Here is a 26,706-nt window from a genome sequence, read left to right as displayed (position 1 = left end):
TTTATGAAAAAAAATCTATTTATTTTGTGCTTACTTTTTTCTGTAAGTGCATTTTCTCAAAACGATAGTATTCCAATTAAAATACTAAAAGGACAAGTAATTCATGCTGACAATAATAGAGTTTTAAGTGCTGCTCATGTTTTGAATTTGAATACGGTGCAAGGAACTATAACGAATGAAAAAGGTTATTTTGAGTTGCCAACAAGGGTTAATGATACTATTTTAGTTTCTTATTTAGGTTTTTCTTCTATTAAGTTAAAAATTACCAACGATTTATTAAAAGGCAATGAACTGGAAATTGCATTGTTCGAAAAGCCAGAAGAAGTGAAAGAGGTAGTTATAAAATCTACCCAATTAATTGGTGTTTTGGAAATAGATGTTAAAATGGTGCCCAAAGATCGATTTACGAGAATTCATATTAATGGATTGCCACAAACTTATGAAGTTGGTAAGCCAGAAAAAAAGAACTTCTCCTCACCTATTGCAGCTTTATTTCAACCTGTAGACTTTTTATACAATCATTTTGGTAAAAAGCCAAAACAACTTAAGAAACTTCAAAAGCTAAAAAAAGAGGACGATTTACGTAAAATGTTGTCAGGTAAATTTGATAGGGAAGTAATGATGGAATATCTAGAAATGGATAGACAAGAATTAACAGAGTTGCTGACAGATTGTAATTACTCTGATTATTTTATTAAAAAAGCCTCTGATTTACAAATGATAGAAGCTGTTTTAGATTGTTATGAAAATTATAAAGCTTTGAAAAAAGGTAAGATTGAGCGCGATAAAATACCTGTTAAAAATTAAAATGAAAAGAGCCAAAAACAAAATTTGCTCTTGGCTCTAATCAACTATTAAAAACTAACTAATGCCAACTAAATATCTTTTAAAGATTCTAGTTGTATGCAAATAAGACGCATCACTATGCTTTAAGTTACATTTTTTTTTATCCTTTAACAGAAATTTAAGATTTGAAGTCTAAATAAAAAAAATCCAGCTTTTCAGCTGGATTTATGTTTTATAAAAATTAGGTATTCTTATTGATTTCCTAATATGATTGGCATTCCAGATTTACCAGAACCAATTACAACAACTTTACTATTTGTAGATTTAGCAAGTTCTAAAGTAGCACTAATTCCTTTTTCTTGTAAAATTTTATCTGTTAAAGATTCGCTCAAAATTTTATTTGCAACTGCTTTACCTTCTGCATCAATTTTTTGTCTTTCAGCTTCTTTCTTAGCTTTAGACAGTCTAAACTCGTATTCTAAAGATTCTTGCTCTTGCTTTAGTTTGGTTTCAATTGCTATTCTAATGGTACTTGGTAATTTAACATCTTCTACCAAAACTCTTTTTACCAATAAAAACTGACCTTTTAAAACATTCTGTACTTCATCTAAAATTTCTTGCTCAATAACATCTCTTTTACTTGAATACAATTGTTCTGGTGTATAACGCCCAACAACACTTCTTGCTGCTGCATTAATTGCTGGATCTAGCAATTCACGTTCATAATCTTCTCCTTTCGTTTTAATTAACAAACCTAAATTCGCAAATTCTGGTTCGTACCAAATTGTACCACTTACTTTAACTTCTAATCCGTTTACAGAAAGTACGTTCATTTCATCAGAAATAGATTGCTGACGCACTTTTCTAACAATCATTCTATTCCAAGGAGCTACAATATGAAAACCCTCACCATAAGATTTTTCTGTATTAATACCACTTCCTAAGGTTTCGAAAATTACACCACCTTCTCCAGGGCCTATTGTTACTGTAGACTTAGAGAATAAAATTATTACTGCGATTACAATTATAACAAGTAAAACTCCTCCTTTTGGGAATTTTATATCCATTTGATTATTTGCCATTTTTATTATTTTTTATTTTATCAAATTTACGACTTCTATTTATGAACAACAATGAATAACTCTTTTAAATTTTGCCATAATATTTTCTGATAAACCATTCTGAAGTAAATAAAATAATTATTAGTCCCAAAATCCATTTCCAATCAATTAAATTTTGCTCTTTTATAGATGATTTTTGAACCGTATAAAAAGTTTCATTTTCTAATAGTTCTTTGGTAAGTTCATCAGATTTATTTTTATAAAACAACTTCCCTCCTGTTTTGTCTGCTAGTTTTTGTAATTTTTCTATGTTAGCATTTGTAAATTGCTCTTCAATTTGATAATCGGTTATTTTAAATCTGCCATATTTGTTGATGTTTTGCCCAGAAACCGAAACTTGATAACTATAATCTCCTGAAGGCAGATTTTCTATTTCTGTTTGATAAGAATTATTTACCAAAGAAAAAGGGATTTTTAAAACCTCTTTCGTTTCAGAATTTGTTATAGAAATTTCTAAGAATGCTCTTGCATCAAATTGATAATTTTTATCGGTATAAAAAGCTGAAATATTTATAGTTGAGTTTGCAGGGTATAAACTTTCTGTATTCACTTCTAAACGATCTCGCTTCTTGTTAGATGCCAAATACTGTATCAAATTCCCTAAAAAATTATCAAAATCTTCAAATGAATTCGTGTTTAAAAAACTTGCTGCTCTCCATTTCCAAATTCCTTCTCCCAACAAAATGGCACTTTTTTGATTATTGACTTCTAAAGTTGATAATAAAGGTTGCTGTGTTCGAACTCCATTAATATTTTGAAAGATCAACGTTTGATGCTCTCTGGAAATATTTATTTCTCCAAATTTATCTTTCAAAGGTGGATAATTATCAAAACCAATATCTTCTTGTAAAAAAGTTAAAAATCTATCATTAAAAATGGCACTGTAATTTTCTGTTTGATTGATGGTGTTTTTTCGAAAACCTAATTGTTTTTCATTGATAAAATTCCAATCTGTATTTACACCAGAAATAAAGAAACAATTACTATTTTCTTGGTTTATCTGAGCTATTATTTTATCAAACTTGTTGTTTGGTTGATAGAGAATCGTTAATTGATAATCGTTTAATTGACCCTTAAAATCATCAACATTATAAATTTCTACTGAACGTTGTTTATTACTTTCTATCGATTTTTTTAGAGCACCCAAATCTGGATGCAACACTGAAGTAATCACTAAAACTTTTGTTTGTTCATCTATTACTTCAACAGAAAAACTTTTTGTGTTATTTCTAATATTTTTCTCATTTACAATTTTGGAAATTGAGGCTGTATAAAAGTGTAAACCTTCTTTATTAGAAGTTAAATTAGCAATAACTGTAGCCGATTTCTTTGTACCCGAAAAATCAACATTTTTTCTAAATACAGATTTCCCTTCACTAAAAATGTTTAATTGAGTAGAAACGCTCTCATTTCCCTCGAAATTTAAAATAATTTCAACAGGAAATTTATTTTTTATATAACTATATTTATTAACGTTTAATTGCGCAATTTTAGCATCTGTATATTTAGTAGTATCTCCAAACACTACAGGATATATAGGTTGCTTAGAACTTACAAACTCATAGTCCTGCCCTATAGTTTGGTTACCATCCGTTAATAAAATTATAGGAGAGATTTTATTTTTTTGGAGTTCGTTAATTCCGATAATCGCATTAGAAATATTAGTTTGAGTGTCCTTAAAAGAAAGTGTGTCTATGACTTTTAAAGAATTACCAAAACTAAATTTTTTGAAATAAAATTTAGTTTTTAACTCATTATTATTTTCCAGTTCATTTATAAATGCTTGTAAATTATTGCTTTCTTTAAAAAAAGAAATGGAATTAGAATTATCAACTAAAAGTGATAAAGTAGGTTTAATATCAGTTGTTTCTGTTTCGTTTATTTTAAGATTTATAAGTAATAAAAGTAATAAAAATAAACTTAAAGACTTTAAAACAAATAATATAGGTGTTGGTTTAATTTTATTTTTTAACCTAAAATAATACTGTAAATAAGCAACTGTTAAACTTAATAGCAATGCTAAAATAGCATAAACAATAAAATGTGTTTGCAATTTATTTAATTTTATTGCGAAAGATATACATATCGTTTTTAACAGAAAAACCTACAACGTTAAATGTTGTAGGTTACTAAAAAAAGGGTTTTATACTTAAGGGGTAATTTTAGAGGTTTAGACTTACTATCGTTTTATTTTTAGTCGGGCTTTTTCTTAATTTGAATGTGTTAAATAATGGTATTTTATGTCATTTTTTGAATAACTATTTACAATACCCATGCTTTTTAATTCATCAATATTATTATAAATTACTAATATTAATTGTGCATTGTTTACTCTCTTTAAAATTTCGAAACTCGTTAAATGTTCAGTTCTTAGAACCGAAATAACATCTTCTTGTAATTTAGTTAATTGTAAGGTTTCCATAGTATTAAGTTTTAACACTACAAAGATACAGCATCTATAAAGCTGTTTCTCTAAAAATTAGATATACGCAATGTTTGTGAAGATAAATGACATCTAAATATAGTCGAACTGAAGTTTCGAACTAAATAAAATACTATTAATTAACGGAATTGAAGCAGTTATGTAAGCATTCCACCATCTACAGAAAGAGTTTGACCTGTAATATAGGCACTCATATCTGATGCTAAAAACACACAAGCGTGTGCAATATCTTCTGGCTTACCTCCTCTTTTTAAAGGAATAGAATCTCGCCAACCTTGAACTACTTTTTCATCTAATTTGTCTGTCATTTCTGTTTCTATAAAACCAGGAGCAATTACATTGCTTCTCACATTTCTAGAACCTAATTCTAAAGCCACAGATTTGGAAAAACCAATAATACCTGCTTTTGAAGCTGCATAGTTTGTTTGACCTGCATTGCCTTTTAAACCAACAACAGAACTCATATTAATAATAGAACCACCTCTTTGTTTCATCATTGGTCGAATAACTGCTTTTGTTAAGTTAAAAACCGATTTTAGGTTTACTTCTATTACTTTATCAAAATCTTCTTCAGAAATACGCATTAACAAATTATCTTTGGTGATTCCTGCATTGTTTACTAAAATATCTATACTACCAAACTCTTTTAGAACTTCATTGGCCAATTCTTGTGCTGCATTAAAATCTGCTGCATTCGATTTATATCCTTTGGCAGAAACTCCAAATGCCTTTAATTCTTCTTCTAATTCATTTGCTGCTTCTACAGAAGAGCTATAAGTAAAGGCAACATTTGCGCCTTGTTTTGCGAATTCAATTGCAATTCCTCTACCTATTCCTCTTGTTGCTCCTGTAATTATTGCTGATTTGTTTTCTAGTAGTTTCATTAAGGTTTATTTTAATTTATTTTCAAATATAGTTTATTTCAATAAATTTTTATTTTAAATAGATAGTTCATTAATTTAAAAATTAAAATTTAATTTTATCTTATTAATTTTTAATACTTTAACCTTACTTAAACTAACCATAAAAAATTATGAAAAATTTTACTTTATTAACCTTGCTATTCATTTCACTTTTTGGATTCTCCCAATCTCAAACAGAAAGTTACAAAAACGCTTCTTCTAAGAATGGAAGTAATTATTTCGAAATCGTTTCTAAACAACGAATCGAATTTGAAAACTTAAAATCGTCCAAGAAATTAACCCTAAACGAAACAAAAGCGATAAAGCATTTTGAACGTTGGGCGTATTTTTGGAAAGATCGTGTAAATCCTGATGGATCATTTCCTTCTTCTTTAGAGGGATGGAAAAATGCTGGATTATTAAATGGAAAACAACCTAGTAATCCAAATAACTTTAGTGCTAAATCTGCTGAAGCTTGGGTTAATATTGGTCCGCAAGCAAATCCAAGTCCAAATGGATACCCAAATCCACCACAACTAGGCAGATTAAATGCATTTTGGAGATATGTAGATGCAGGAAATGCGAATAACAATGTTTTGATCGTTGGTTCACCAACAGGAGGTATTTGGAAATCAAACGATAATGGTGCAACTTGGTCTCCTAAATTTGACTCTTTTGCTGGAATTGGAATAACTGATATTAAAGGCTCGTCAAATTCTACAGGAAATGCAGGAGTTTTATACGCTACAACAGGTGATTATGATGCACAGGACAAATTAAATTCTATTGGTGTTTTTAAATCAACTGATATGGGTGATACTTGGACAGCTACAGGTTTAAATTACACGCTTAATAATGGAAAATTATTAGGCCATTTAGTTGTTTATGATGATAATACTGCTATTGTTGCTTCTGCAAATGACATTATGAGAACAACAGATGGTGGAACAAACTGGACAAGTGTATTTTCTCCTGGTGGACAAGATGTAAACTTTGGAAGAATGGCATCCAATGGAACAAACGTTGTTGCTACAGATGCTTTTGAAGGTATTTATTTTTCTACAGATAGTGGTGTTAATTGGACAGAATTACAAGCTCCTAACAATTCTGTTAAACATTCAGTTACTGTAGACGACTCTGGAGATTTTTATGTTCAAGGTGAAGATGGACAAGTAAAGAAATTAAATTTAACAGGTAATGGATCTTTATCAAATTATGGTGCTCTTATTCCAGACCCAAATGCTGAGCAAAAAGGCTATGATGCGCAAGGTGGTTATAATCAAACTCTGTTAAAAAAAGGCGACTTATTAATAAGTGGTTCTGTAAATGGCCAAGTTACAAGTAATGGAGGAAATACTTGGTACAATGCCTTAAATGGCTATAATACAAGTGCAAGTGAACCAGGAGTTTATATACATTCAGATCATCATCAAATGGGTTATCTTGATGCAGGATTATCTTTTTGGAGTGCTAATGATGGAGGTTTAGACTTTATAACTTTTACGAATTCTACAGATCAAAAACCAACTATTCAGTACAAATCAAATGGTGTTGTAGTAACTCAGATATATACTATTTCTATCAATCCTTCTGCTGCTGCAAGTGATGATTTTATGATGGCAAATCAAGACAATGATGGATTTAGTAAAGAAGCTGGGACTTGGGTTAGTGCAGCTGCAGGAGATGGAGTTTGTTCTGCTATAGATTATACAAATCCTGGAATTCGATATTTAGGAGGTACAAAAGGTTCTTTATCACGTTCAGATAATACTGGTTTTACAGGGAATCATAATGGTAATGCCCTACCAAAACCAGCAGATGCAGAATTTGTTTGGCCATTTAGTTTACATACAACAACTTCTACAATTGCTTTTGGTGGTTTTGATGATATGTACAAATCTACCAACATATCTACAACTACAAGTGAAAATGCTAGTGAAGTATGGACAAAATTAAATGCTGGTGTTGGAAATCCTGTTACTTTTGATAATCAAGGAGATTATATTGCAGTTGAAGGAACTACTGGAATTGCACGCTCTGTAAATGGAGGAAATTCTTGGACAGCAATGACACAACCAACAGGTCAATTAGCGAATTCTTTTTCTATTGATGCTGCTAGTGCTTCAGGCAATACAATCTATGCTTCAGTGAAAGCTTATAATGATGGAAACAAAGTTTTTAAATCTACTGATGGAGGATCTACATGGACAAACATATCTGGAGATTTACCAAATATACTTATAAAGAAGATTCTTTTTAAGCAAAACCAATCATCAGAAATACTTTTTGCAGGCACAGAATTAGGTGTTTATTTTTCTATTAACGGAGGAACAAACTGGAGTAAATTAGGAAATAACTTGCCTAATGTAATTGTGAATGATATGAAAATTAACTATCTAAATGACAAATTATATGTTGGTACTTTTGGTAGAGGAATGTGGGAAATTAATATTGCAAACTCAACTTTAGGAACTAATGAAGCTAGTTTTGATGTTAAACCAGTTATATACCCAAATCCTGTTAGTGGAAATGTTTTAAATATTCGTTTAAGCAAAATGGAAGCTAATTCTAATTACGTAATATATAATGTTGTTGGTGGTGTGATTTCTAGAGGAACTTTTAATAAAATAGAGAACAATGTTAATTTAAATAGTTTCTCTAAAGGAATGTATATTATAAAAATTAATGAAGGTAATAAAGTATTTAACCATAAATTCATTATAAAATAAATGACTAAATTTAAAAGTGAATTTTTACTTTTAGGATTAACTTTTGTACTGCTATCTTGTAACAGCGTAAAAGTTTTAGTATCGGAAAAAAGCACTATTTCACCTGGTGTTTCAACTGCGAAACCTTATTACAAATACGCTATACAGGTTTCAAGTAAAAAAGAAATTGAGTTTTTAGAAATAAAAATAAATAATACTGAATCATTTAAAAAGTTTTCGGTAGTAAATTTAGCAACTAAAGAACAAGGTGAAAATGATAAAAAATATCCTAAAGGAACTTACACATTATTTTTCTTTACCGAAAAAAAATCTAATATTTTAAAGGATGAATTAGAAATTACTTACAAAAATAATGATGATAAAATATTTACTTTGCAATCTAAAATAGATACTTTGGCTGATTTTCAACTCAGGTAAATATACATCTAAATAAAAAAAATAAAATCTCGTAAAACAATTTAGTTTTACGAGATTTTTTATTGAATACTATTTAAGATATATTCTATCTTAATACTTTTGCCACCATTTCTCCAATTTTAGCTGGTGAACTAACTACATGAACACCATTTTCTGCTAAAATTTTCATTTTTGCTTGAGCTGTATCATCTGCTCCACCAACAATAGCTCCTGCATGTCCCATTGTTCTTCCTGCAGGTGCAGTTTGTCCTGCAATAAAACCTACTACAGGTTTTCTGTTTCCATCAGCTTTAATCCATTGTGCAGCTTCTGCCTCTAAGTTTCCTCCAATTTCACCAATCATAACAATTGCCTCAGTTTCTGGATCGTTCATTAACATTTCTACAGCTTCTTTTGTAGTTGTTCCAATAATTGGATCACCTCCAATACCAATTGCAGTTGTTATTCCAAAACCTTGTTTTACAACTTGGTCTGCAGCTTCATACGTTAATGTTCCTGATTTTGAAACAATACCTACTCTACCTTTTTTAAAGATAAAACCTGGCATAATACCAACTTTAGCTTCGCCTGGAGTAATAACTCCTGGACAATTTGGTCCAATTAATCTACACTCTTTATTTGCTATATAAGCTTTTACTTTTACCATGTCTGCTGTAGGAATACCTTCTGTAATACAAATAATTACTTTTATTCCTGCATCTGCAGATTCCATAATTGCATCAGCAGCAAAAGCTGGTGGTACAAAAATAATTGAAGTATCTGCTGCTACTTTTTCTACAGCTTCAACTACAGTATTAAAAACAGGTTTCCCTAAGTGCTCTTGACCTCCTTTACCTGGAGTTACACCACCAACAACATTGGTTCCATAATCAATCATTTGACCAGCGTGAAAGGTACCTTCACTTCCTGTAAAACCTTGTACAATAATTTTTGAATCTTTATTTACTAGAACACTCATTGTTGTTTGTTTTTTATTCCTTTTCCTTTCAGATTTTTCCTTCTGGGAAATAACATGGAATTTGATTTAATTTATTTTGCAAAAATAGTTCTTTGTTCTTTTTTAAAAAAGTGAATGTTAAGAATTATTTTTATCATTTAATATTCTTTTTATTCCTGCTAATTCTTTTAATTTTTCTCTGGCTTCAGATGCAGGGCTTCCAAAATATGACATTCCTCCTGCAAGAGATTTACTAATTCCAGACTGTGCTAAAATTATAGCTTTGGCGCCTATTGTAATTCCACTTGTCATTCCTACTTGTCCCCAAATAGTTACTTCATCTTCTATAATTACACAACCTGCAATTCCTGTTTGAGATGCGATTAAGCACTTTTTGCCAATAACTGTATCATGTCCAACTTGTACTTGATTGTCTATTTTTGTTCCAGCTTTCACAGTTGTATCACCTGTAACTCCCTTATCAATCGTGCAAGAAGCACCAATATCTACATTATCTTCTATAACAACTCTTCCACCTGAAATCAATTTATCGAAACCTTCTGGTCGCTTTTTGTAATAAAAAGCATCTGCTCCTAAAACTGTATTTGCATGAATTGTTACATTATTTCCTATAACTGTATTATCATAAATAGTTACGTTTGGATGTATTAGACAGTTTTTACCAATAACTACACTGTTTCCAATAAATACATTTGGCTGTAAAACAGTACCTTCACCTATATTGGCGGTTTCAGAAATACTTACTTTAGATGATACAAAAGGGTTAAAATGATTTGTAATTTTATTAAACTCTCTGAAAGGATCATCTGAAATTAACAATGATTTTCCTTCTGGACATTTTACTTCTTTGTTAATTAAAATGGTTGTTGCAGAAGAATTTAAAGCTTTATCATAATATTTAGGATGATCTACAAAAACGATATCTCCTTTTTCTACAACATGAATTTCATTGATTCCTAATATTTCAAAATCATCATTACCAACAAAATCAAGATTTAAAAGGGTTGCTATTTCTAAAAGGGTTTTTGGAGTTTTGAATTTCATTTTCTAATTAACTTAACGCTTACGAATTACTCTTTAATACGTTCTTGATAGGTTCCTTTTGCAGTTTCTATTTTTATTTTATCACCTTCATTTATAAATAAAGGCACATTAACTTCTGCCCCAGTTTCTACTGTGGCTGGTTTTGTTGCATTGGTTGCAGTATTTCCTTTAATTCCTGGTTCTGTGTGTGTTACTTCTAAAATTACACTTTGAGGCATTTCTACAGAAAGTGGCATGTTATTTTCTGAGTTGATAATAATAGTAACTATTTCTCCTTCCTTCATTAACTTTGGAGTATCTAAAGCTGCTTCTAATAATCGAATTTGAGTATAATCTGCTTCATTCATAAAATGATAAAACTCACCATCATTATATAAATATTGAAACTTATGTGTTTCTACTCGAACATCATCAATTTTTCTACCTGCAGGAAACGTATTATCTATTAATTTTCCATTAGTAACACTTTTTAATTTTGTTCTTACAAATGCTGGACCTTTTCCTGGTTTTACATGTAAAAACTCTATAATTTTATAAATATCGTTATTGTATCTAATGCACAATCCGTTTCTAATATCTGATGTTGTTGCCATTTATCTTGTTGACTTTAAAATTTTATTTTTGATTGATGTATTTCTAAGAAAGAACTTACCCAGCTTTGTAGTAACCTTTCATAATACCTCTATGAGAATCTTTTATAAACTGAATAATTTCATCACGTTCTGGAGTAGCTTGCATCTCTGCTTCTATAATATCTATAGCTTGTGAGTTATTATAATTTCTTTGAAATAGAGTTCTATAAATCTCTTGTATTTCTCTAATTTTTTCTGAGCTAAAACCCCTTCTTCTTAAACCTACAGAATTTATGCCAACATAAGATAAAGGTTCTCTAGCTGCTTTTACATAAGGAGGTACATCTTTACGAACTAAAGAGCCACCTGTTACAAAAGCGTGACTGCCAACCGAAGCAAATTGATGAACAGCAACCATACCTGCTAAAACAACATTATCGCCAATTGTAACATGACCTGCTAAGGTTGTGTTATTAGAAAAAATACAACTATTACCTACTAAACAATCGTGTGCAATATGGCAATATGCCATTATTAAACAATTATTACCAATAACAGTTTTCATTCTATCTTTTGTACCTCTGTTAATGGTAACACATTCTCTAATAGTAACATTGTCTCCAATTTCTACAATAGATTCTTCGTCATCGAATTTTAAATCTTGAGGAATTGCAGAAATGACTGATCCAGGAAAAATTCTACAATTTTGTCCTATTCTTGCGCCTTCCATAATTGTTACGTTAGAACCTATCCAAGTTCCTGAACCAATAACAACATTACTATGTATTGTAGTAAAAGGTTCTATTACAACATTTCTTGCAATTTTCGCTTGGGGATGAACGTACGCTAAAGGCTGATTCATAGTTATTTAATTTTAGAAATTTGTGCCATTAATTCTGCTTCTGCCACTAATCTACCATGTGCATAAGCATACGCTTGCATATGACAAATTCCTCTTCTGATTGGTGTAATAAGCTCTGCCTTAAAAATTAAAGTATCTCCAGGCAAAACTTTTTGCTTGAATTTTACATTATCCATTTTCATGAAATAGGTTAAATAGTTTTCTGGATCTGGTACTGTGCTCAAAACTAAAACTCCTCCACATTGTGCCATTGCTTCTACTTGTAAAACTCCTGGCATTACTGGAGATCCTGGAAAATGCCCCATAAAGAAATTTTCATTCATTGTAACATTTTTCATCCCAACCACATGTTTATCTGATAGCTCTATAATTCTATCTATCATTAAAAAAGGAGGTCTATGAGGAAGAATGTCCATAATTTGATGAATATCTAACAAAGGAGGTAAATTTAAATCGAAATGAGGAACATTATTTCTTTTTTCGGCCTTTATAATTTTAGCTAATTTTTTTGCAAATTGGGTATTTACTAAATGCCCTGGTTTATTTGCAATAACCTTACCTCTAATTCTTGTTCCTACTAAAGCTAAATCACCAATAACATCTAATAATTTATGGCGAGCAGCTTCGTTAGCCCAATGTAAATTTAAGTTGTCTAAGATTCCATTTGGTTTTATGGAAATATTCTCTTTTTTAAAGGCTTTTTTTAATTTTATCATTGTGCTTTCAGATAATTCTTTATCTACATACACAATTGCATTATTTAAATCTCCACCTTTAATAAGGTCATTTTCTAACAACATTTCTATTTCGTGCAAAAAGCTAAAAGTTCTAGCATCTGCGATTTCATTTTTAAAATCAGAAATATGATTTAAAGTAGCATTCTGCGTTCCTAAGATTTTAGTGCCAAAATCTACCATTGTTGTTACTTGATATTCGTCTGAAGGCATTAAAATAATTTCACTGCCTGTAGTTTCATCTTTATAAGAAATAATTTCTTTAACAACATATTCTTCGATATCTGCATCTTGTTCTTGTATACCTGCTTTTTCTAAAGCCTCTACAAAATATTTTGATGAACCATCCATAATTGGTGGTTCAGAAGCATTTAATTCTATCAATAAATTATCAATATCTAAACCAACAGCTGCAGCTAAAACGTGCTCTGATGTTTGTACTTGTACTCCTCTTTTTTCTAGATTTGTACCTCTTTGCGTGTTTACTACGTATTCTGCAATAGCCTCTATAGTAGGTTTACCTTCTAAATCAACTCTTACAAAAGCAAAACCGTGGTTTACTGGAGCTGGTTTTAAAGTCATCGAAACTGTATTCCCTGTATGTAAACCTACACCAGATAAAGTAATTTCTGATTTTATCGTTTTTTGTTTTTTACTCATATTTTTTGATTGTTCTTATCAAATTCTTTCTCTAATTTACTTAATGATGATGCCATTTTTGGTAAATTTCTAAAATAAACATAACTTTTATTAAAGTCTGAATAGCCAAATGCTGGTGTTCCTTGAACAACATCGTTATCTTTTAAATTTTTTGAGATTCCAGATTGGGCTTGAATTCGAACTCCATTGCCAATTACAATATGCCCAACAATTCCAACTTGCCCTCCAATCATACAATTTTCTCCTATTTTAGTAGAACCTGCAATCCCTGTTTGAGCAGCAATAACCGTATTTTTGCCAACTTCTACATTATGCGCTATTTGTATTTGATTGTCTAATTTTACGCCTCTTCTAATAATTGTAGAACCTAAAGTAGCTCTGTCTATTGTAGAACCAGAACCAATATCTACATGATCTTCAATAATTACATTTCCTATTTGAGGAATGGCTATATATTCTCCTTTTTCATTTGGGGCGAACCCAAATCCATCTGAACCAATAATACAACCCGAATGAATTTTACAGTAATTTCCTATTTGTGATTCTGAATAAATTTTAACGCCCGAAAAAATAATACAATTATTACCAATTACAGTGTTATCACCTATGTAACAATTTGGATAAATTTTTACATTATTCCCAATAGTTACGTTTTCTCCAATATAAGTGAATGCTCCTATATACTCGTTTTCTCCAATTTTTGAAGATTCTGCTATAAAATTTGGCACTTCTCTACCAAGTTTATTGTTCTTAACTTCGTTATAAAACTCTAACAACTTAGAAAAAGATTTATAGGCATTCTCTACTTTTATAAGTGTTGTATTTACCTTTTTCTCTAATTCAAAATCCTTGTTAACAATAGCTACAGAGGCATTTGTTGTATATAAATACGGATTGTATTTAGGATTAGACAAAAAAGTTAAAGATCCTTTTTTACCTTCCTCTATTTTCGATAGTCTAGAAACTTCTTCATCAGGATTCCCAACTACTTCACCTTCTAAAATATCTGCTATTTGTTGTGCTGTAAATTTCATCAAAAGCAAAAGTATAAAAATTATAGGTATTTGGCTAATATCATTTTACTTTGGATAGCAAATAAAATGTTTTATGACCGGTTTTGTTAGCGCTTGTATATTTAGTTGATCTGATGCTTTGGCAATATCTTTTAATTTCCCCTTTTTATTTAAAATTAAAATAGGCTTTTTACTATTGTAAGCATGGTTTTTAATTTCTTGGGAAAAGACAAAATAGTTGGTTTCGACTTCTGAAAGTTCTAATTTTTTTGAAAATTTATTTATTTTTTCTTTTAGTTGATTTTCTGTGAACGGTTCCTTTTGAATTTCAATTCTTAATAATTTTCTGTCAATAATCATTTTTGATAAAGAGGATAGCACTTTGTCTTCGTGTGAAGTCCATTCTTTTATAGCTGATAAAATATCGTAATCGTCTAATTTAGAGAACATTTCCAAAGTTTCATCCGTAAAATTATTTTGATTTATTTGGTTGTATAAAAAATAATTTAATGCTGAACTCGAAAATAACTTCTCCCCTTTTTCAGCCAATTCTTTTACTCTCTTTAAAAGATTTACAATTATATTTTCTGCAACCAAACTTGTTTTATGCAAATACACCTGCCAATACATTAATCTTCTGGCAATTAGAAATTTTTCTACAGAGTAAATTCCTTTTTGTTCTATAACTAATTCATCGTCTTTTACATTCATCATCACAATTAATCTGTCTGATGAAATATTGCCTTCTGTAACCCCTGTGTAAAAACTATCTCTTTTTAAATAATCCAATCTATCAATATCTAACTGACTAGAAATTAACTGACATAAAAATTTTCGGTGATATTTTCCTTCAAAAATTTTAATTGCCAAACCTAATTCTCCATTAAATTCATCATTTAACTTTTTCATGAATTTTAAAGAGATCTCTTCATGAGAAACACCACCAACAATGCTATGTTCTAAAGCATGAGAATAGGCTCCATGACCAATATCGTGCAACAAAATCGCAATACATAATGCCTTTTCTTCTTCCTTAGAAATTTCTACACCTTTAAAAATCAATACTCTAATTGCTTTTTGCATTAAATGCATGCAACCTAAAGCGTGATGAAATCTTGTATGATTTGCCCCTGGATATACCAAATTAGAGAGCCCCATTTGAGAAATTCTTCTTAATCTCTGAAAATAAGGATGTTCTATGATATCAAAAATTAAAGAGTTGGGTATTTGAATAAATCCGTAAATAGGATCGTTTAATATTTTTAATTTGTTGGGTGCTTTCTTTTTCAAAAGATAAAATTTATCTAAATATTATGCATGCAAAATACAATTTTTATCATCAGGAATTCAAAAATTAATTTGAGAAAAATATTTTATGATTAAAATAAAATTGGCAATACTTTATAATTTCTAAAGCTTTAAGAATATAACAAATTGGTATTTTTAGCGTTAAAACTTAAAACAAATATATGAGCAGCATACAGATTTTATGGGTTGATGACGAAATTGAATTATTAAAACCACATATTCTTTTTCTAGAGCGTAAAAATTATACTGTAACAAGTTGTACAAACGGTGCTGATGCTATTGATTTGGTGAGAAATAAAAACTTTGACATTGTTTTTTTAGACGAAAACATGCCAGGTTTAACAGGTTTGGAGACACTTTCGGAAATAAAACAAAAACAGTCGAATTTGCCTGTTGTTATGATTACCAAAAGCGAAGAAGAATACATAATGGAAGAAGCCATTGGCTCTAAAATTGCGGATTATTTGATTAAACCAGTAAATCCAAGTCAGATTTTGTTGAGTTTAAAAAAGAATTTAGATCATTCACGTTTGGTATCAGAAAAAACAACTTCTAGTTACCAACAAGAATTTAGAAAAATTTCTATGGATTTGGCTATGGTTAATTCTTATGAAGAATGGATTGACTTATACAAGAAATTAATTCATTGGGAGTTGGAATTGGAAAATATTAGTGATCCAGGAATGTTAGGCATTTTAGAAAGTCAGAAGCAAGAAGCGAATAGTCAGTTTTTTAAATTTATCAAAAAGAATTATGAAGATTTTTTAACCTCTAATGATAAACCTACTTTTTCGCATACTTTATTTAAAGATTATGTAGTGCCTCAGTTAAGCAAAGAACAAGGTGTTTTATGGATTGTGATTGATAATTTAAGATACGACCAATACAGAGTTTTAGAACCGCTCATCAACAATCATTATAAAAAAGAAGAAGAATACACCTACTTTTCTATTTTACCAACTGCCACACAATATGCAAGAAATGCAATTTTTTCTGGGTTGATGCCTTCAGAAATGGAAAAACGCCATCCTAATTATTGGAAAAATGATACAGATGAAGGTGGAATGAATTTATATGAAAACGAGTTTTTAACCAATCAAATTAAAAGATTAGGGTTAAACATTAAACACGAATATTATAAAATATCTTCTTTAAAAAGCGGAAAGGAATTGGCAGATAATTTTAATGGAACCAAACAAAACAACTTAACTGCAATCGTTTATAATTTTGTTGATATTCTTTCGCATTCTAAAACAGAAATGGAAGTTATTAAAGAATTGGCTGGTGATGATAAAGCTTATAGAAGTTTAACTTTAAGCTGGTTTAAAAACTCACCTTTGTTTGAAATTATTCAAAAAGCTCAAGCTTTAGGACAAAAATTAATTATTACTACAGACCATGGAACTATTAGTTGTAAAAACCCAACCAAGGTAATTGGCGATAAAAATATCAGTTCTAATTTGCGTTACAAAACAGGTAGAAGTTTAACTTACGAAGAAAAAGATGTGTATGCAGTTCGAAACCCAAAAGATATATTTTTACCAACTGTAGCCATGAATAGTCCTTTTATTTTTGCCAAAGAAGATTTATTTTTTGCCTATCCAAACAACTTTAATCACTTTGTAAAATATTATAAAAACACTTATCAACATGGAGGGGTTTCTTTAGAAGAAATGATTATTCCTTGTGCTGTTTATAGCCCGAAATAAAAAGTTGGCAGTATTTAGTTATCAGTAGGCAGTCAGTAATTTAATAATTTGAAGCTATTTCCAGCTTTCAGCACTCGCTTTTTTGCCTAAAAAAGGCAAAAAGAGCTCAAACAAATGCTTCAATCTGGGCTAAACTTGTTTGCAAACTTAATTTATTTACTCAAGCTATTTTCACTCACAAAAACTATGTTTTCTATTGTTTCTATGTGGTCAAAATTTTAATTAAATGAAAAAACGAATTATATTTTTACTTTTTATATCTTTAATAGATATAAGTTTTTCTCAAACTAATATTGATAAACTATCAAGCGTTGCTTTAGAATTAACAGAAGAAAAAGTTGTTTACGACCCAAATTATTTTTCTATTGATTATCCAAATGGAGATGTGCCAAAAGGAAAAGGTGTTTGTACTGATGTAATTATAAGAGCTTACAGAAAATTAGGAATCGATTTGCAGAAAGAAGTTCATGAGGATATGAAAGCTAATTTTAATCTATATCCAAAAATCTGGGGATTAAAAAAAACGGATAAAAATATAGATCACAGAAGAGTGCCTAATTTAATGACTTTTTTCTCTAGAAAAGGAACTGTAAAATCCATCACAAAAAATCCTGATGATTATAAACCTGGAGATATTATTTGCTGGAATTTAGGAGGCGCAATTACACATACAGGAATTGTGGTTAATAAAAAATCTAAGGATAATAAACGATTTCTAATTGTTCATAACATTGGTGCTGGTCAAGTTTTAGAAGATTGTTTGTTTTCTTTTAAGATTATTGGGCATTATCGTTTTAAAAACTAAATATTAAGTTTTAGTTTTTAAATTCTTCACTATTTTTGCACAATGAATACAAACTATTCTTTAAATGAATTGCCTAAAATTGCAACTGCAATTATTGCATCCGTAGAAAATAAAACCTTGCTTTTTTATGGAGAAATGGGTGCAGGAAAAACAACACTTATTAAAGAAATCTGTAAGCAATTAGAGGTTTTAGACACTATCTCCTCTCCTACTTTTTCTTTGGTAAATGAATATCAAACAAAAAATAATGAAAAAGTTTTTCATTTTGATTTCTATAGAATAGAAAATGAAGAAGAGGCTTTAGATATGGGAATTGATGACTATTTTTACAATAATGATTGGTGTTTCATTGAGTGGCCAGAAAATATCAAAAATTTATTACCTTTAGATGTTGTAGAAATTCATCTTACAATTTTAGATGATGGAACAAGAAATATTCAACTAAAATAAAACTCATGAGTCAATTTTCTCCTTTTAGTAAAGAAGAATTATTACCACAAGCAGAAATGTTAGAGGTTCAAAAGAAAAAAGGAGAACTATTTATAGGTTTGCCTAAAGAAACTTATTTAGGAGAAAAACGTGTTTGTTTAACGCCAGATGCAGTAACTGCAATCACTGCTCAAGGTCATAGAATAGTTTTAGAAACAGGTGCTGGAGATGGTTCTAATTTTACAGACAAAGAGTATTCTGAAGCTGGCGCAAAAATTTCTTACAATGTAGAAGAAGCTTTTAAATGTAATATTATTTTAAAAGTTGCGCCTCCAACTGAAGAAGAGCTCGAATATATCAATCCGCAAACTACTTTAATTTCTTCGCTACAATTAAAAACACAAACTAAAGAATATTTCGAAATTCTTGCAAAAAAAAGAATTACAGCTGTTGCTTTCGATTATATAAAAGACGAACACAACACCTACCCAATTGTAAAATCTTTAAGTGAAATAGCAGGCATTGCCTCTATTTTAATTGCTGGTGAATTAATGAGTGGTGTGAACAAAGGTAATGGTTTGTTGCTTGGTAATATTGGTGGTGTGCCTCCTTCTAGCGTTGTTATTTTTGGGGCAGGAACTGTTGGAGAATATGCTGCTAAAACAGCTTTGGGTTTAGGAGCTAGAGTGAAGGTTTTCGATAATTCGATTTCTAAATTAAGAAAATTACAAGATTGTTTACATGCACCCATTTATACTTCTACCATTCAACCTAAATCAATATCTAAAGCATTAATGAGATGTGATGTTGCCATTGGCGCAATTAGAGGGAAAAATAGATCGCCCATTTGTGCCACAGAAACCATGGTAGAAACCATGAAAGAAGGTGCAGTTATAGTTGATGTAAGTATAGACAGAGGTGGTTGTTTCGAAACTTCTAATGTAACTTCGCATAACGAACCTACCTTTGTAAAACATGGTGTAATTCATTATTGTGTACCAAATATACCTTCTAGATATGCCAGAACTGCCTCTGTTTCTATAAGCAATATTTTTACACCTTATTTATTAAATATTGCTGATGAAGGAGGTTTTGAAAACGCAGCACGTTTTGATAAAAGCTTAAGAAATGGGATGTATTTTTATCACGGAATTTTAACTAATAAAACTGTGGCAGATTGGTTTGATATTCCTTACAGAGATATTAATTTGTTGATATTGTAATAAATTTTCTAAGTAAACTCATTCGAAAACTATTTCTTAAATACCTTAAAATTCCGACTCTAAAATCTTAATTTTGCACTTCAAATTTTTACAATGTTAATTAAAAGAATAGGTTATTTTTTAGTGGGTGTTTCCATAAGTTCTGTTGGCGTATATTTTTTCTGGCAAAAGAAAAATGCAACATTCGATTATGGAATGGATTCAAGAACTTTAAAAAGTATCAGAGTTAAAGAACGTTTTTTTTCTGAGGATGCAAAAAAAGTAATGCTGAATTCGAATATTGATTCCACAAAAATTTCTACGATTTTATATACAGGTGATGTAGATTTTGGTAAAAGTGAACCTAGAAAAGAACCTTGTGCTGAATACTATATTACTGGAAATAGAGAGTTAAAAAACGTTAGTTTGTATGTTTCTAGATGCGATTCTGCAGCAACAATTCAGAAAATAATTATTGAATAATTATAGCGCTTAACATCAATAAGTTTACATTTCTTTTGATGAAAAAAGAGAAACTCACCCACACCAAATCTTAAAATATTATCATTATTTTTACGGATATGAAAAAAATGGTTGTTTTAACAGGCGCAGGTATTTCTGCAGAAAGTGGCATACAAACTTTTAGAGATGCAGATGGTTTATGGGAAGGTTATGATGTTATGAAAGTTGCTTCTCCCAGAGGTTTTGCAAAAAATCCAGCATTGGTTTTAGATTTTTACAATCAACGAAGAAAACAGTTGCTAGAGGTTGCACCTAACAAAGCACATTTTAATTTAGTGGAATTGGAGAAAAATTATGATGTAGAAATCATCACCCAAAATATTGATAATTTGCACGAAAGAGCTGGCAGTAAAAAAGTAACCCATTTGCATGGAGAGCTTTTAAAAGTGAGAAGTACTGTTGATGAAACTATAGTTTTAGATTGGGAAAAAGATTTAATTTTAGGAGATTTATGTAAAAAGAAAAGTCAACTGAGACCTCATATTGTTTGGTTTGGAGAAATGGTACCCATGTTAGAAAAAGCCATTGAAATTACTGAAAAAGCAGACATTCTAGTAATTATTGGCACTTCTATGCAAGTTTATCCTGCAGCAAGTTTAGTAGATTTTATAAAACCAAAAACACCCATTTATTTTATAGATCCAAAACCTTTTGTTTCTAAAAATGCATTTCTTAATTTAACTATTATAGATCATGTTGCAAGTACAGGAACAGAAGAATTGAAAAAAATATTACTTAATACTTAATATTTTTGGCTAATTAAGCTGAAAATGATCATAAATTTCTTTGCATCCCCCACCAACAATATAGGAATTTTTCTTTTTAGAACTTGCCAAGTTAATTAAATGCTCGATTGCATTTAATCCATTTTTATCGATTTCATTGGTATTTTCGATATTTAAGGTTACCTTCTTTTTTTTATCAATTTTCTTGGTAAAATAGTTTAAAAGCAAAGTTATATCAGGTGTATTAACGCTTCCTTTTAAATGGTAAACATTTTTCTGTTTAGAGATTTCTAGGGACTTGATTTAGGTTTTTAGAGGTGAATTTATTTTTATCAAAAAGATTTTTCTTGTTGCTAAAAAAACTAATGCACTAAATTTAAATTAAATCGATTTAAATTTATTCTATATGGTTTAATATCTCATGCACAGAATACACACTTCGTAATAAAACTCTTTCATTTTTTTTTGTAGATAAATCTTCATTGAAAAACGTTAATATTCTGTCTATTAACTTTGGACTACTAATATTTTTTGGTTCAGTATGAATAATTAATTGCACGTTTTCCTTATTTGATAAAAACCGTACACCCGCTTTTACAGCAAAAATAGATGCCTTTTCTTTTCTTAAATTTAAGATAGAAAAATCAGAGGATGGAGATTCACTTAATTCCGTTAGAAGATTAAATACTTTATCATGATTGCCATTGTTTACAAAACATATCTTAATTTTTTGGTTAAAAAATGATTTAAAAATATCGGCATTGGTCATATGAACATCGTTCTTTCCAAAAATAACGATTAATCCTTTTTTCATCTTAAACTTCTTTAATACTATTTAACTCAAAAAAATTTGCTTCCATAGACTTGTTCACCCTTTCTGATAAAGAAGTATTCTTTTTACTTCTATAATGCATAGCTATTTGCCCTAATTGACCAATAATCTTCACAGAATCTTTCATAGATAATTTAGAACCATCTGCGTGTATCCATCTTTTTAATGGTTGTTCGCATAACATTTCTTTCGCTTTCTCTAAACCAAAATGTAAGGTTATTCTTCTAAAAATTTCTACATCAAAAATCCATTGAGTTACAAATTTTTTAGCAAATGAAATTTCAATTACATCTTTATGAAATATTTTTGCACCACATTGTGTGTCTTTAAAATCCATTTTTAGAATCTTTCTGATAATAAAATTAATAGACAAACTAATTATTTTTCTTGCAGATTCTTTCGTAATATCTGCACCCATTCTGCTAATTCTAGAACCACTAACAATCTTATAATTTGAGTTTTCTATGGTTGAAACTAAATCATCGAAATCTGTTAAATCTGTAGATAAATCTGCGTCTAAAAATCCGATGTAATCTAAGTCTTCTTGTTTTGCCATGTATAACATTCCTTGTCTTACAGCTTCTGCTTTTCCACCGTTTTTTTCACAATCATACACTGTAATAAAATCTTCTCTACCTTTTCTTAAATTGTTTAAAACTTCTAAAGTTTTGTCTTTACTTCCATCATTTACAAAGCATAAATGATATCCAGAATTCTTATCAATAAAATCTGTGAACTCCTTACTTAACAATCTAGTTTCTTCATTATAACAAGGAATTACCACTCCAACACATCTTTGTTGTATAATTAAATCTTTATTAATTACTGTTTTAGTATCAGAAACTGGAACACCAATTAATCTTTTTACTCTTGCACAAACCTCTACTAAACTTAAAGGTTTTTTCATATAGTCATTTATGCCTAAATCAAACCCTTCTGTAATTATATCATCATCTGTATTGCCAGATAAAACCATAATTGGTGTAGACGATTTTTTTGTTTCGCGAATATATTTTACCACTTCCATACCAGAAATCATTGGCATGTTTATGTCTACAATAACCAAATCTGGTTGAAAAGAATTGTATAATTCAATTCCTTTATTTGCATTGGTTTCTGTTAATACTTCATAACCCAATTCTTTCAATCTGCTTGCTAAAGGAATTAAAACTAATTTTTGATCATCTATTGCTAATACTTTCATAATGGTTGTTTTTAATGCTTAAATACAGGTCAAAAGTAGTTTTGTTTTAGAAATTAAATCTTTGAATACGCTTTAAACGAAGTTTTGTTTAGACGAATGGAAGTTTTGTGAAGTCAAATAAAATTTTGAGCATCATTTAAAAGATTTATATTTACAATATAGAAAAAGTTTGAAATCTTATATGAAAGAAACTTCCAATAAATACCTAATTTCTGCGCTACTTTTAGGTCTTGCTTTTCATGGAAGTACCATCTTTTTTACATTAGAAACTACTTATGATGCTTTAATTCATTTGTTTTTTGCAGATCATTATGCAAATAGCTGGTTCGAGCCTTGGAACTTTAAATGGTATACTGGTTTTACAGTAATGAGTTATCCTCCTTTAGTTCATCAATCTATTGCAGCATTATCATTAATTGGAGGTTTAAAATTTGGATTGTTTTCTGTTGCCATCATTGCAATCATTTTATTTATTACAGGCGTATATCGTTTTTCTTTGCTAATGACCGCTAATAGAACTGCTGCTGGTTATGCTGCTCTTTTAGCTGTTTTTTCATCCTCTTTTGTAGAAACGTTACATATTTTTGGACAACTGCCCAGTATTGTAGGAATTTCTGTTTTAATGCATGCTTTGCCAGAAATCTATCTATGGTTAAAAACAGGTAGATATAAATTTCTATTTACCTCACTTTCATTAATCGCAGTTACAGTTACATCACATCATGTTACACCAATTTTTGGGATGATTTTCTTTATTTTTCCTTTAATTGGAATGGTAATTTTAGATGTTTGCAGAGATGAGGTAGGTTCTTATAAGGCAATTACCTTTCGCTTTTTTATTAAAAATTTCGGAAAACAATTTAAACGAAATGTAAGTTTTGGTTTGCTTTCTTTGGTGTTAATTATTGGTTGTCTTTTACCTTATTGGATCAATTCTAAAAACAATCCTATTACGCAAGTACCTATTCCTCATGGTTCGCGTGATAATTTTTTAGAAATTACTTCCTCAGGTTTGGTGTTTTTTATGATTCCTTGGGGAATTTTACTATTCTTACTACCCTATTTCTTTTATAGATATTTTAGCAAAAGATATCTCTTTTTTGGTCTTTCATTTACAATGTTAGTAATTTTAGGAACTGGAGGCACAACACCAATTCCAAAAATAATTTTAGGTGAAAATGCCTTTAATATTTTAACGTTAGATCGTTTTACACTTTGGGCATCTATAATGGCTTTGCCTTTATTTGGTGAATTTGCTTACAGATTTGTAGAAGGCGATTTAAAAACCTTAATTCAAAACAAATTTGGCGCAGTTTATCATCGTTTAATTGGTGTGTTATTGGCTGGTTTATTTTTATTCATGGTTATTTTTACAATGAGCTTAGGATATTTTAGACCTTCTCAACCTCAAAAAATTAAAATGTTACCCATTGTTAATTTTCTAAACCAAGATAATCATAATCAATGGCGCTATTTAACACTTGGTTTTGGAGATCAAATGGCTTGGCTATCTGCACAAACAAATGCAATGACAGTAGATGGTAATTACCATTCTGCAAGACGATTACCAGAATTAACAACAAGACCCATAGAGCGTTTGGAAAACTCAAAATTTAAAGGAGTTGAAGGAATTGGTTCTCTGCAGCAATTTTTAACAACTCCAGAAAAATACAATTTAAAGTATATTTTTTCGAATGATAAATTTTACGATCCTATTTTATATTTCTGTGGTTGGCAACGCTTACCACAATTAGAAAATGGAATTATGGTTTGGGAAAAACTAAATGTACCTCCTCTTTCTTCTATTTTACCAAAAGACGATGTGAGTACATGGCAAAAAATATTATGGGGAATTATTCCTTTTTTAACGGTTATTATTGCTTTTATTCTAAACGTACAATCCCTTTTTGTGCATAGTTTAAAAACCAAAGTAAAAGCAGTTCCTGCGTTTTTGAATTTTAAAAGCAACTATACCAAATTTTCTTTTAGACTTTTAAAAATAATACATATTTGGGGAGTCATTTTAATTTGTGTTTTAGGATATGGCTTTTACCTTTTTTATTTAGAAAACAATTCTCAAAGAACACCTGAAAATGCAGTAAAATCTTATTATGATGCCATTGATTTTAAAGAATATGAAAAAAGTTATCAATTATTAGATCCTAGTAGTAATTTGACTATTTCTCAATTTATGTTAGAAATTTCAGTCTCTGACGGTTTATTAGGTTCCTATGCAAAACTCGATGCTTTGGAAACATCTGTTTCGAAAAAAACAGATAGCTTGGTAGTTTTAAAAGTACATACAAGTTGGATTACACCATTGGAGAAAATTCATAAAACCGAATATAAAACTTTAGTTAAAATTGATGATAAATGGTTTTTACAACCCGAAAATATAGATGCTGATTTACCTCCAGATCAATTATACTCTAATAATATAACCTCTTATTTTAATCAAGGAAGAAGAAAAGTAACTACAGAACAAACGCATCATGAAGATGTTCTAAAACAACCAGTTTTAGAAATTATATCTGCAAAATTGGTAAAATTTGATACACATTATGCCATAATTGGAGAGGTTCAGAATATTGATAACGTTCCAGCAGATATTGTTTTAAAAGGAACTTTATATAATGATGAAAATAAAGAATTGGCAACTTATAATGCCAAATACCATGTAAAACACAAATTAATGCCAAAAGAAGTTAGTTCGTTTAGAATTAATTTCGAAGGAATTGCGTGGTCTAAAACACAAGATTCTATCCCAAAAACTTTTAATCCAGATGAGTTTACACCCATTGAATTAGAAGAACAACCCACTAAATTCAACTTACAAGTTGCAGGCAATGTTTCAAATTCTGACTTGTATAAAAGTATCGTTTTAAGTGATATTGATATTAATTCTAAAAATATAAAAGGCACGTTATTTAATAGTGGTTTGCAAGAAATAACAATTCCTCAATTATTAATTACTTATTATGATCAGCATAAAAATATGGTTTGGGTAGATCATTTATTTTTAGAAAACGGAATTAGACAACAAAGAAAGCAGTATTTTAATTACCCTATTTTAAAAGAAAATTCGATTACTTTGGTAAATGATGATATGAGCGATTGTTATGTAAATGGATTGCCAAATAAAAACATTTCTGACAAAATAGTGCCTAATAGAATTGAAAATCATATACATAGTGAACTGCAAAAAATAGACCACCCACTTTACAATTTTGTAAAAATTGAGATGAATACTTACATTGGAAATCCTAAATAATGAGACTAAAAAATCAACTTTTTGTTTTTATCTATTTTGTAATTTTCACAATTACAGCGCAAAATGTTGATGTCAACTTTTTAATAATTACCCAACAAAAAGAGTTTATTGCAGGCAGTGAAATTGTTTTAGAATTTAAAACTAATAAGCCTAAAGAGTATACATTATACTGCACAAATAGCTATGGAAGTTCAATAATAAATTCAGAAATAAATGGGAAAAATGTTGTTTTTAGAATTCCAGATTATTTAAAAAATAAAATTGGTGTTGTAAGTTGGATGGTTTTAGAAAACAAAGTTTGTGGTCAATTTAAAATCCATCCAAAAGAAAATCCTGCAGTTTTGGAAACCTATTTAGGACCACCAAGTATTGAGGCTGGAGGAACAGATTTCACAATGATGGTAGTTATACCAACTGATAATTTAGACAATCCTTTAAAGCAAAATACAGCAGTACAT

General features: G+C 29.7%; 24 protein-coding genes and 1 pseudogene. 11 read left to right on the top strand and 14 right to left on the bottom strand.

Going from position 1 to position 26,706, the window contains the following annotated elements:
- Positions 1-3 precede the first annotated feature (3 nt).
- Positions 4-807 (top strand): carboxypeptidase-like regulatory domain-containing protein, encoded by an 804-nt coding sequence (locus tag WAO74_RS13925; RefSeq protein ID WP_422162874.1) that lies wholly within the window; start codon positions 4-6, stop codon positions 805-807.
- A gap of 230 nt (positions 808-1,037) precedes the next feature.
- Here WAO74_RS13925 and WAO74_RS13920 read toward each other — a convergent pair whose 3' ends face one another.
- From WAO74_RS13920 to fabG, 4 genes are all read right to left on the bottom strand, one after another.
- Positions 1,038-1,868: a prohibitin family protein gene (locus WAO74_RS13920; protein ID WP_422162872.1), complete on the bottom strand. Its 831-nt coding sequence runs from the start codon at positions 1,866-1,868 to the stop codon at positions 1,038-1,040.
- 64 nt (positions 1,869-1,932) lie between these two features.
- Positions 1,933-3,960 (bottom strand): VWA domain-containing protein, encoded by a 2,028-nt coding sequence (locus WAO74_RS13915; RefSeq protein ID WP_422162871.1) that lies wholly within the window; start codon positions 3,958-3,960, stop codon positions 1,933-1,935.
- A gap of 156 nt (positions 3,961-4,116) precedes the next feature.
- The gene (locus WAO74_RS13910; protein ID WP_422162869.1) at positions 4,117-4,329 is read right to left on the bottom strand and encodes a hypothetical protein; all 213 of its coding nucleotides are present in this window, start codon (positions 4,327-4,329) and stop codon (positions 4,117-4,119) included.
- A gap of 158 nt (positions 4,330-4,487) precedes the next feature.
- Positions 4,488-5,234: a 3-oxoacyl-[acyl-carrier-protein] reductase gene (fabG, locus tag WAO74_RS13905; protein WP_422162868.1), complete on the bottom strand. Its 747-nt coding sequence runs from the start codon at positions 5,232-5,234 to the stop codon at positions 4,488-4,490.
- A gap of 149 nt (positions 5,235-5,383) precedes the next feature.
- On the opposite strand from fabG, the gene WAO74_RS13900 reads away from it, so the two are divergent.
- Together WAO74_RS13900 and WAO74_RS13895 are read left to right on the top strand one after the other, a co-directional pair.
- Entirely contained in the window at positions 5,384-7,981 is a 2,598-nt protein-coding gene (locus WAO74_RS13900) for a T9SS type A sorting domain-containing protein (protein ID WP_422162867.1), read from the top strand.
- Entirely contained in the window at positions 7,982-8,398 is a 417-nt protein-coding gene (locus WAO74_RS13895) for a hypothetical protein (RefSeq protein ID WP_422162865.1), read from the top strand.
- Between the two features lie 85 nt (positions 8,399-8,483).
- On the opposite strand, the gene sucD is transcribed toward WAO74_RS13895, so the two are convergent.
- The 7 genes from sucD to WAO74_RS13860 form a co-directional block, all read right to left on the bottom strand.
- Complete coding sequence (sucD, locus tag WAO74_RS13890) at positions 8,484-9,356, bottom strand: succinate--CoA ligase subunit alpha (protein ID WP_422162864.1); 873 nt, start codon at positions 9,354-9,356, stop codon at positions 8,484-8,486.
- 117 nt (positions 9,357-9,473) lie between these two features.
- The gene (locus tag WAO74_RS13885; RefSeq protein ID WP_422162863.1) at positions 9,474-10,400 is read right to left on the bottom strand and encodes a UDP-3-O-(3-hydroxymyristoyl)glucosamine N-acyltransferase; all 927 of its coding nucleotides are present in this window, start codon (positions 10,398-10,400) and stop codon (positions 9,474-9,476) included.
- 26 nt (positions 10,401-10,426) lie between these two features.
- On the bottom strand, positions 10,427-10,993 hold the full coding sequence (efp, locus tag WAO74_RS13880; RefSeq protein ID WP_422162861.1) for an elongation factor P: 567 nt from the start codon (positions 10,991-10,993) through the stop codon (positions 10,427-10,429).
- Between the two features lie 55 nt (positions 10,994-11,048).
- A complete protein-coding gene (gene lpxA, locus WAO74_RS13875; protein WP_422162860.1) occupies positions 11,049-11,834 on the bottom strand; it encodes an acyl-ACP--UDP-N-acetylglucosamine O-acyltransferase in 786 nt (261 codons plus the stop codon).
- Between the two features lie 2 nt (positions 11,835-11,836).
- Positions 11,837-13,228 (bottom strand): bifunctional UDP-3-O-[3-hydroxymyristoyl] N-acetylglucosamine deacetylase/3-hydroxyacyl-ACP dehydratase, encoded by a 1,392-nt coding sequence (locus WAO74_RS13870; protein ID WP_422162859.1) that lies wholly within the window; start codon positions 13,226-13,228, stop codon positions 11,837-11,839.
- Positions 13,225-14,262 carry a UDP-3-O-(3-hydroxymyristoyl)glucosamine N-acyltransferase gene (gene lpxD / locus WAO74_RS13865; protein ID WP_422162857.1) on the bottom strand — a complete coding sequence of 346 codons (1,038 nt, stop codon included), beginning with the start codon at positions 14,260-14,262 and terminating at the stop codon, positions 13,225-13,227. Before lpxD ends, WAO74_RS13870 begins: the two co-directional genes overlap by 4 nt.
- Before the next feature lie 45 nt (positions 14,263-14,307).
- Complete coding sequence (locus WAO74_RS13860; RefSeq protein WP_422162856.1) at positions 14,308-15,531, bottom strand: HD domain-containing protein; 1,224 nt, start codon at positions 15,529-15,531, stop codon at positions 14,308-14,310.
- A gap of 179 nt (positions 15,532-15,710) precedes the next feature.
- Between WAO74_RS13860 and WAO74_RS13855 the strand changes: the two genes are divergently transcribed.
- The 6 genes from WAO74_RS13855 to WAO74_RS13830 all read left to right on the top strand — a co-directional run bounded on the left by WAO74_RS13855 (position 15,711) and on the right by WAO74_RS13830 (position 20,962).
- The gene (locus tag WAO74_RS13855; protein WP_422162854.1) at positions 15,711-17,258 is read left to right on the top strand and encodes a response regulator; all 1,548 of its coding nucleotides are present in this window, start codon (positions 15,711-15,713) and stop codon (positions 17,256-17,258) included.
- Between the two features lie 226 nt (positions 17,259-17,484).
- Positions 17,485-18,063: a DUF1287 domain-containing protein gene (locus WAO74_RS13850; protein ID WP_422162853.1), complete on the top strand. Its 579-nt coding sequence runs from the start codon at positions 17,485-17,487 to the stop codon at positions 18,061-18,063.
- A 42-nt stretch (positions 18,064-18,105) separates the two neighbouring features.
- The gene (gene tsaE, locus WAO74_RS13845; RefSeq protein ID WP_422162852.1) at positions 18,106-18,513 is read left to right on the top strand and encodes a tRNA (adenosine(37)-N6)-threonylcarbamoyltransferase complex ATPase subunit type 1 TsaE; all 408 of its coding nucleotides are present in this window, start codon (positions 18,106-18,108) and stop codon (positions 18,511-18,513) included.
- A 5-nt stretch (positions 18,514-18,518) separates the two neighbouring features.
- Positions 18,519-19,715 (top strand): alanine dehydrogenase, encoded by a 1,197-nt coding sequence (locus tag WAO74_RS13840; RefSeq protein ID WP_422162851.1) that lies wholly within the window; start codon positions 18,519-18,521, stop codon positions 19,713-19,715.
- Between the two features lie 93 nt (positions 19,716-19,808).
- Positions 19,809-20,177, top strand: coding sequence for a DUF4258 domain-containing protein (locus WAO74_RS13835; protein ID WP_422162849.1), 369 nt, complete (start codon positions 19,809-19,811; stop codon positions 20,175-20,177).
- Between the two features lie 98 nt (positions 20,178-20,275).
- Complete coding sequence (locus WAO74_RS13830) at positions 20,276-20,962, top strand: SIR2 family NAD-dependent protein deacylase (RefSeq protein ID WP_422162847.1); 687 nt, start codon at positions 20,276-20,278, stop codon at positions 20,960-20,962.
- Positions 20,963-20,971: 9 nt separating this feature from the next.
- On the opposite strand, the gene WAO74_RS13825 is transcribed toward WAO74_RS13830, so the two are convergent.
- The 3 genes from WAO74_RS13825 to WAO74_RS13815 all read right to left on the bottom strand — a co-directional run bounded on the left by WAO74_RS13825 (position 20,972) and on the right by WAO74_RS13815 (position 22,977).
- The gene (locus WAO74_RS13825; RefSeq protein ID WP_422162845.1) at positions 20,972-21,169 is read right to left on the bottom strand and encodes a hypothetical protein; all 198 of its coding nucleotides are present in this window, start codon (positions 21,167-21,169) and stop codon (positions 20,972-20,974) included.
- A 169-nt stretch (positions 21,170-21,338) separates the two neighbouring features.
- The gene (locus WAO74_RS13820) at positions 21,339-21,755 is read right to left on the bottom strand and encodes a hypothetical protein (RefSeq protein WP_422162844.1); all 417 of its coding nucleotides are present in this window, start codon (positions 21,753-21,755) and stop codon (positions 21,339-21,341) included.
- Between the two features lies 1 nt (position 21,756).
- Positions 21,757-22,977 (bottom strand): response regulator, encoded by a 1,221-nt coding sequence (locus WAO74_RS13815; protein WP_422162843.1) that lies wholly within the window; start codon positions 22,975-22,977, stop codon positions 21,757-21,759.
- A gap of 181 nt (positions 22,978-23,158) precedes the next feature.
- Here WAO74_RS13815 and WAO74_RS13810 point away from each other — a divergent pair, with 181 nt between their 5' ends.
- Positions 23,159-26,248 carry a hypothetical protein gene (locus tag WAO74_RS13810; RefSeq protein ID WP_422162842.1) on the top strand — a complete coding sequence of 1,030 codons (3,090 nt, stop codon included), beginning with the start codon at positions 23,159-23,161 and terminating at the stop codon, positions 26,246-26,248.
- Positions 26,248-26,706: pseudogene (locus tag WAO74_RS13805) on the top strand (hypothetical protein); the annotation flags it as partial. The gene WAO74_RS13810 and the pseudogene WAO74_RS13805, both read left to right, overlap by 1 nt.

Source organism: Polaribacter sp. (assembly GCF_049276715.1).
Taxonomy (GTDB): domain Bacteria; phylum Bacteroidota; class Bacteroidia; order Flavobacteriales; family Flavobacteriaceae; genus Polaribacter.
The sequence above is the reverse complement of the archived record's forward strand: the minus strand, read 5'-3'. Positions and strand labels throughout refer to the sequence as shown.

What these genes read in the sequence shown, in the direction of transcription:
- WAO74_RS13885 (WP_422162863.1), bottom strand. Translation starts at nt 10,400, where the DNA reads ATGAAATTCAAAACTCCAAAAACCCTTTTAGAAATAGCAACCCTTTTA.
- WAO74_RS13840 (WP_422162851.1), top strand. Translation starts at nt 18,519, where the DNA reads ATGAGTCAATTTTCTCCTTTTAGTAAAGAAGAATTATTACCACAAGCA.
- WAO74_RS13810 (WP_422162842.1), top strand. Translation starts at nt 23,159, where the DNA reads ATGAAAGAAACTTCCAATAAATACCTAATTTCTGCGCTACTTTTAGGT.
- WAO74_RS13830 (WP_422162847.1), top strand. Translation starts at nt 20,276, where the DNA reads ATGAAAAAAATGGTTGTTTTAACAGGCGCAGGTATTTCTGCAGAAAGT.
- WAO74_RS13855 (WP_422162854.1), top strand. Translation starts at nt 15,711, where the DNA reads ATGAGCAGCATACAGATTTTATGGGTTGATGACGAAATTGAATTATTA.
- WAO74_RS13820 (WP_422162844.1), bottom strand. Translation starts at nt 21,755, where the DNA reads ATGAAAAAAGGATTAATCGTTATTTTTGGAAAGAACGATGTTCATATG.
- efp (WP_422162861.1), bottom strand. Translation starts at nt 10,993, where the DNA reads ATGGCAACAACATCAGATATTAGAAACGGATTGTGCATTAGATACAAT.
- lpxA (WP_422162860.1), bottom strand. Translation starts at nt 11,834, where the DNA reads ATGAATCAGCCTTTAGCGTACGTTCATCCCCAAGCGAAAATTGCAAGA.
- tsaE (WP_422162852.1), top strand. Translation starts at nt 18,106, where the DNA reads ATGAATACAAACTATTCTTTAAATGAATTGCCTAAAATTGCAACTGCA.
- WAO74_RS13920 (WP_422162872.1), bottom strand. Translation starts at nt 1,868, where the DNA reads ATGGCAAATAATCAAATGGATATAAAATTCCCAAAAGGAGGAGTTTTA.
- WAO74_RS13895 (WP_422162865.1), top strand. Translation starts at nt 7,982, where the DNA reads ATGACTAAATTTAAAAGTGAATTTTTACTTTTAGGATTAACTTTTGTA.
- sucD (WP_422162864.1), bottom strand. Translation starts at nt 9,356, where the DNA reads ATGAGTGTTCTAGTAAATAAAGATTCAAAAATTATTGTACAAGGTTTT.
- WAO74_RS13925 (WP_422162874.1), top strand. Translation starts at nt 4, where the DNA reads ATGAAAAAAAATCTATTTATTTTGTGCTTACTTTTTTCTGTAAGTGCA.
- WAO74_RS13870 (WP_422162859.1), bottom strand. Translation starts at nt 13,228, where the DNA reads ATGAGTAAAAAACAAAAAACGATAAAATCAGAAATTACTTTATCTGGT.
- fabG (WP_422162868.1), bottom strand. Translation starts at nt 5,234, where the DNA reads ATGAAACTACTAGAAAACAAATCAGCAATAATTACAGGAGCAACAAGA.
- WAO74_RS13850 (WP_422162853.1), top strand. Translation starts at nt 17,485, where the DNA reads ATGAAAAAACGAATTATATTTTTACTTTTTATATCTTTAATAGATATA.
- WAO74_RS13900 (WP_422162867.1), top strand. Translation starts at nt 5,384, where the DNA reads ATGAAAAATTTTACTTTATTAACCTTGCTATTCATTTCACTTTTTGGA.
- lpxD (WP_422162857.1), bottom strand. Translation starts at nt 14,262, where the DNA reads ATGAAATTTACAGCACAACAAATAGCAGATATTTTAGAAGGTGAAGTA.
- WAO74_RS13910 (WP_422162869.1), bottom strand. Translation starts at nt 4,329, where the DNA reads ATGGAAACCTTACAATTAACTAAATTACAAGAAGATGTTATTTCGGTT.
- WAO74_RS13815 (WP_422162843.1), bottom strand. Translation starts at nt 22,977, where the DNA reads ATGAAAGTATTAGCAATAGATGATCAAAAATTAGTTTTAATTCCTTTA.
- WAO74_RS13835 (WP_422162849.1), top strand. Translation starts at nt 19,809, where the DNA reads ATGTTAATTAAAAGAATAGGTTATTTTTTAGTGGGTGTTTCCATAAGT.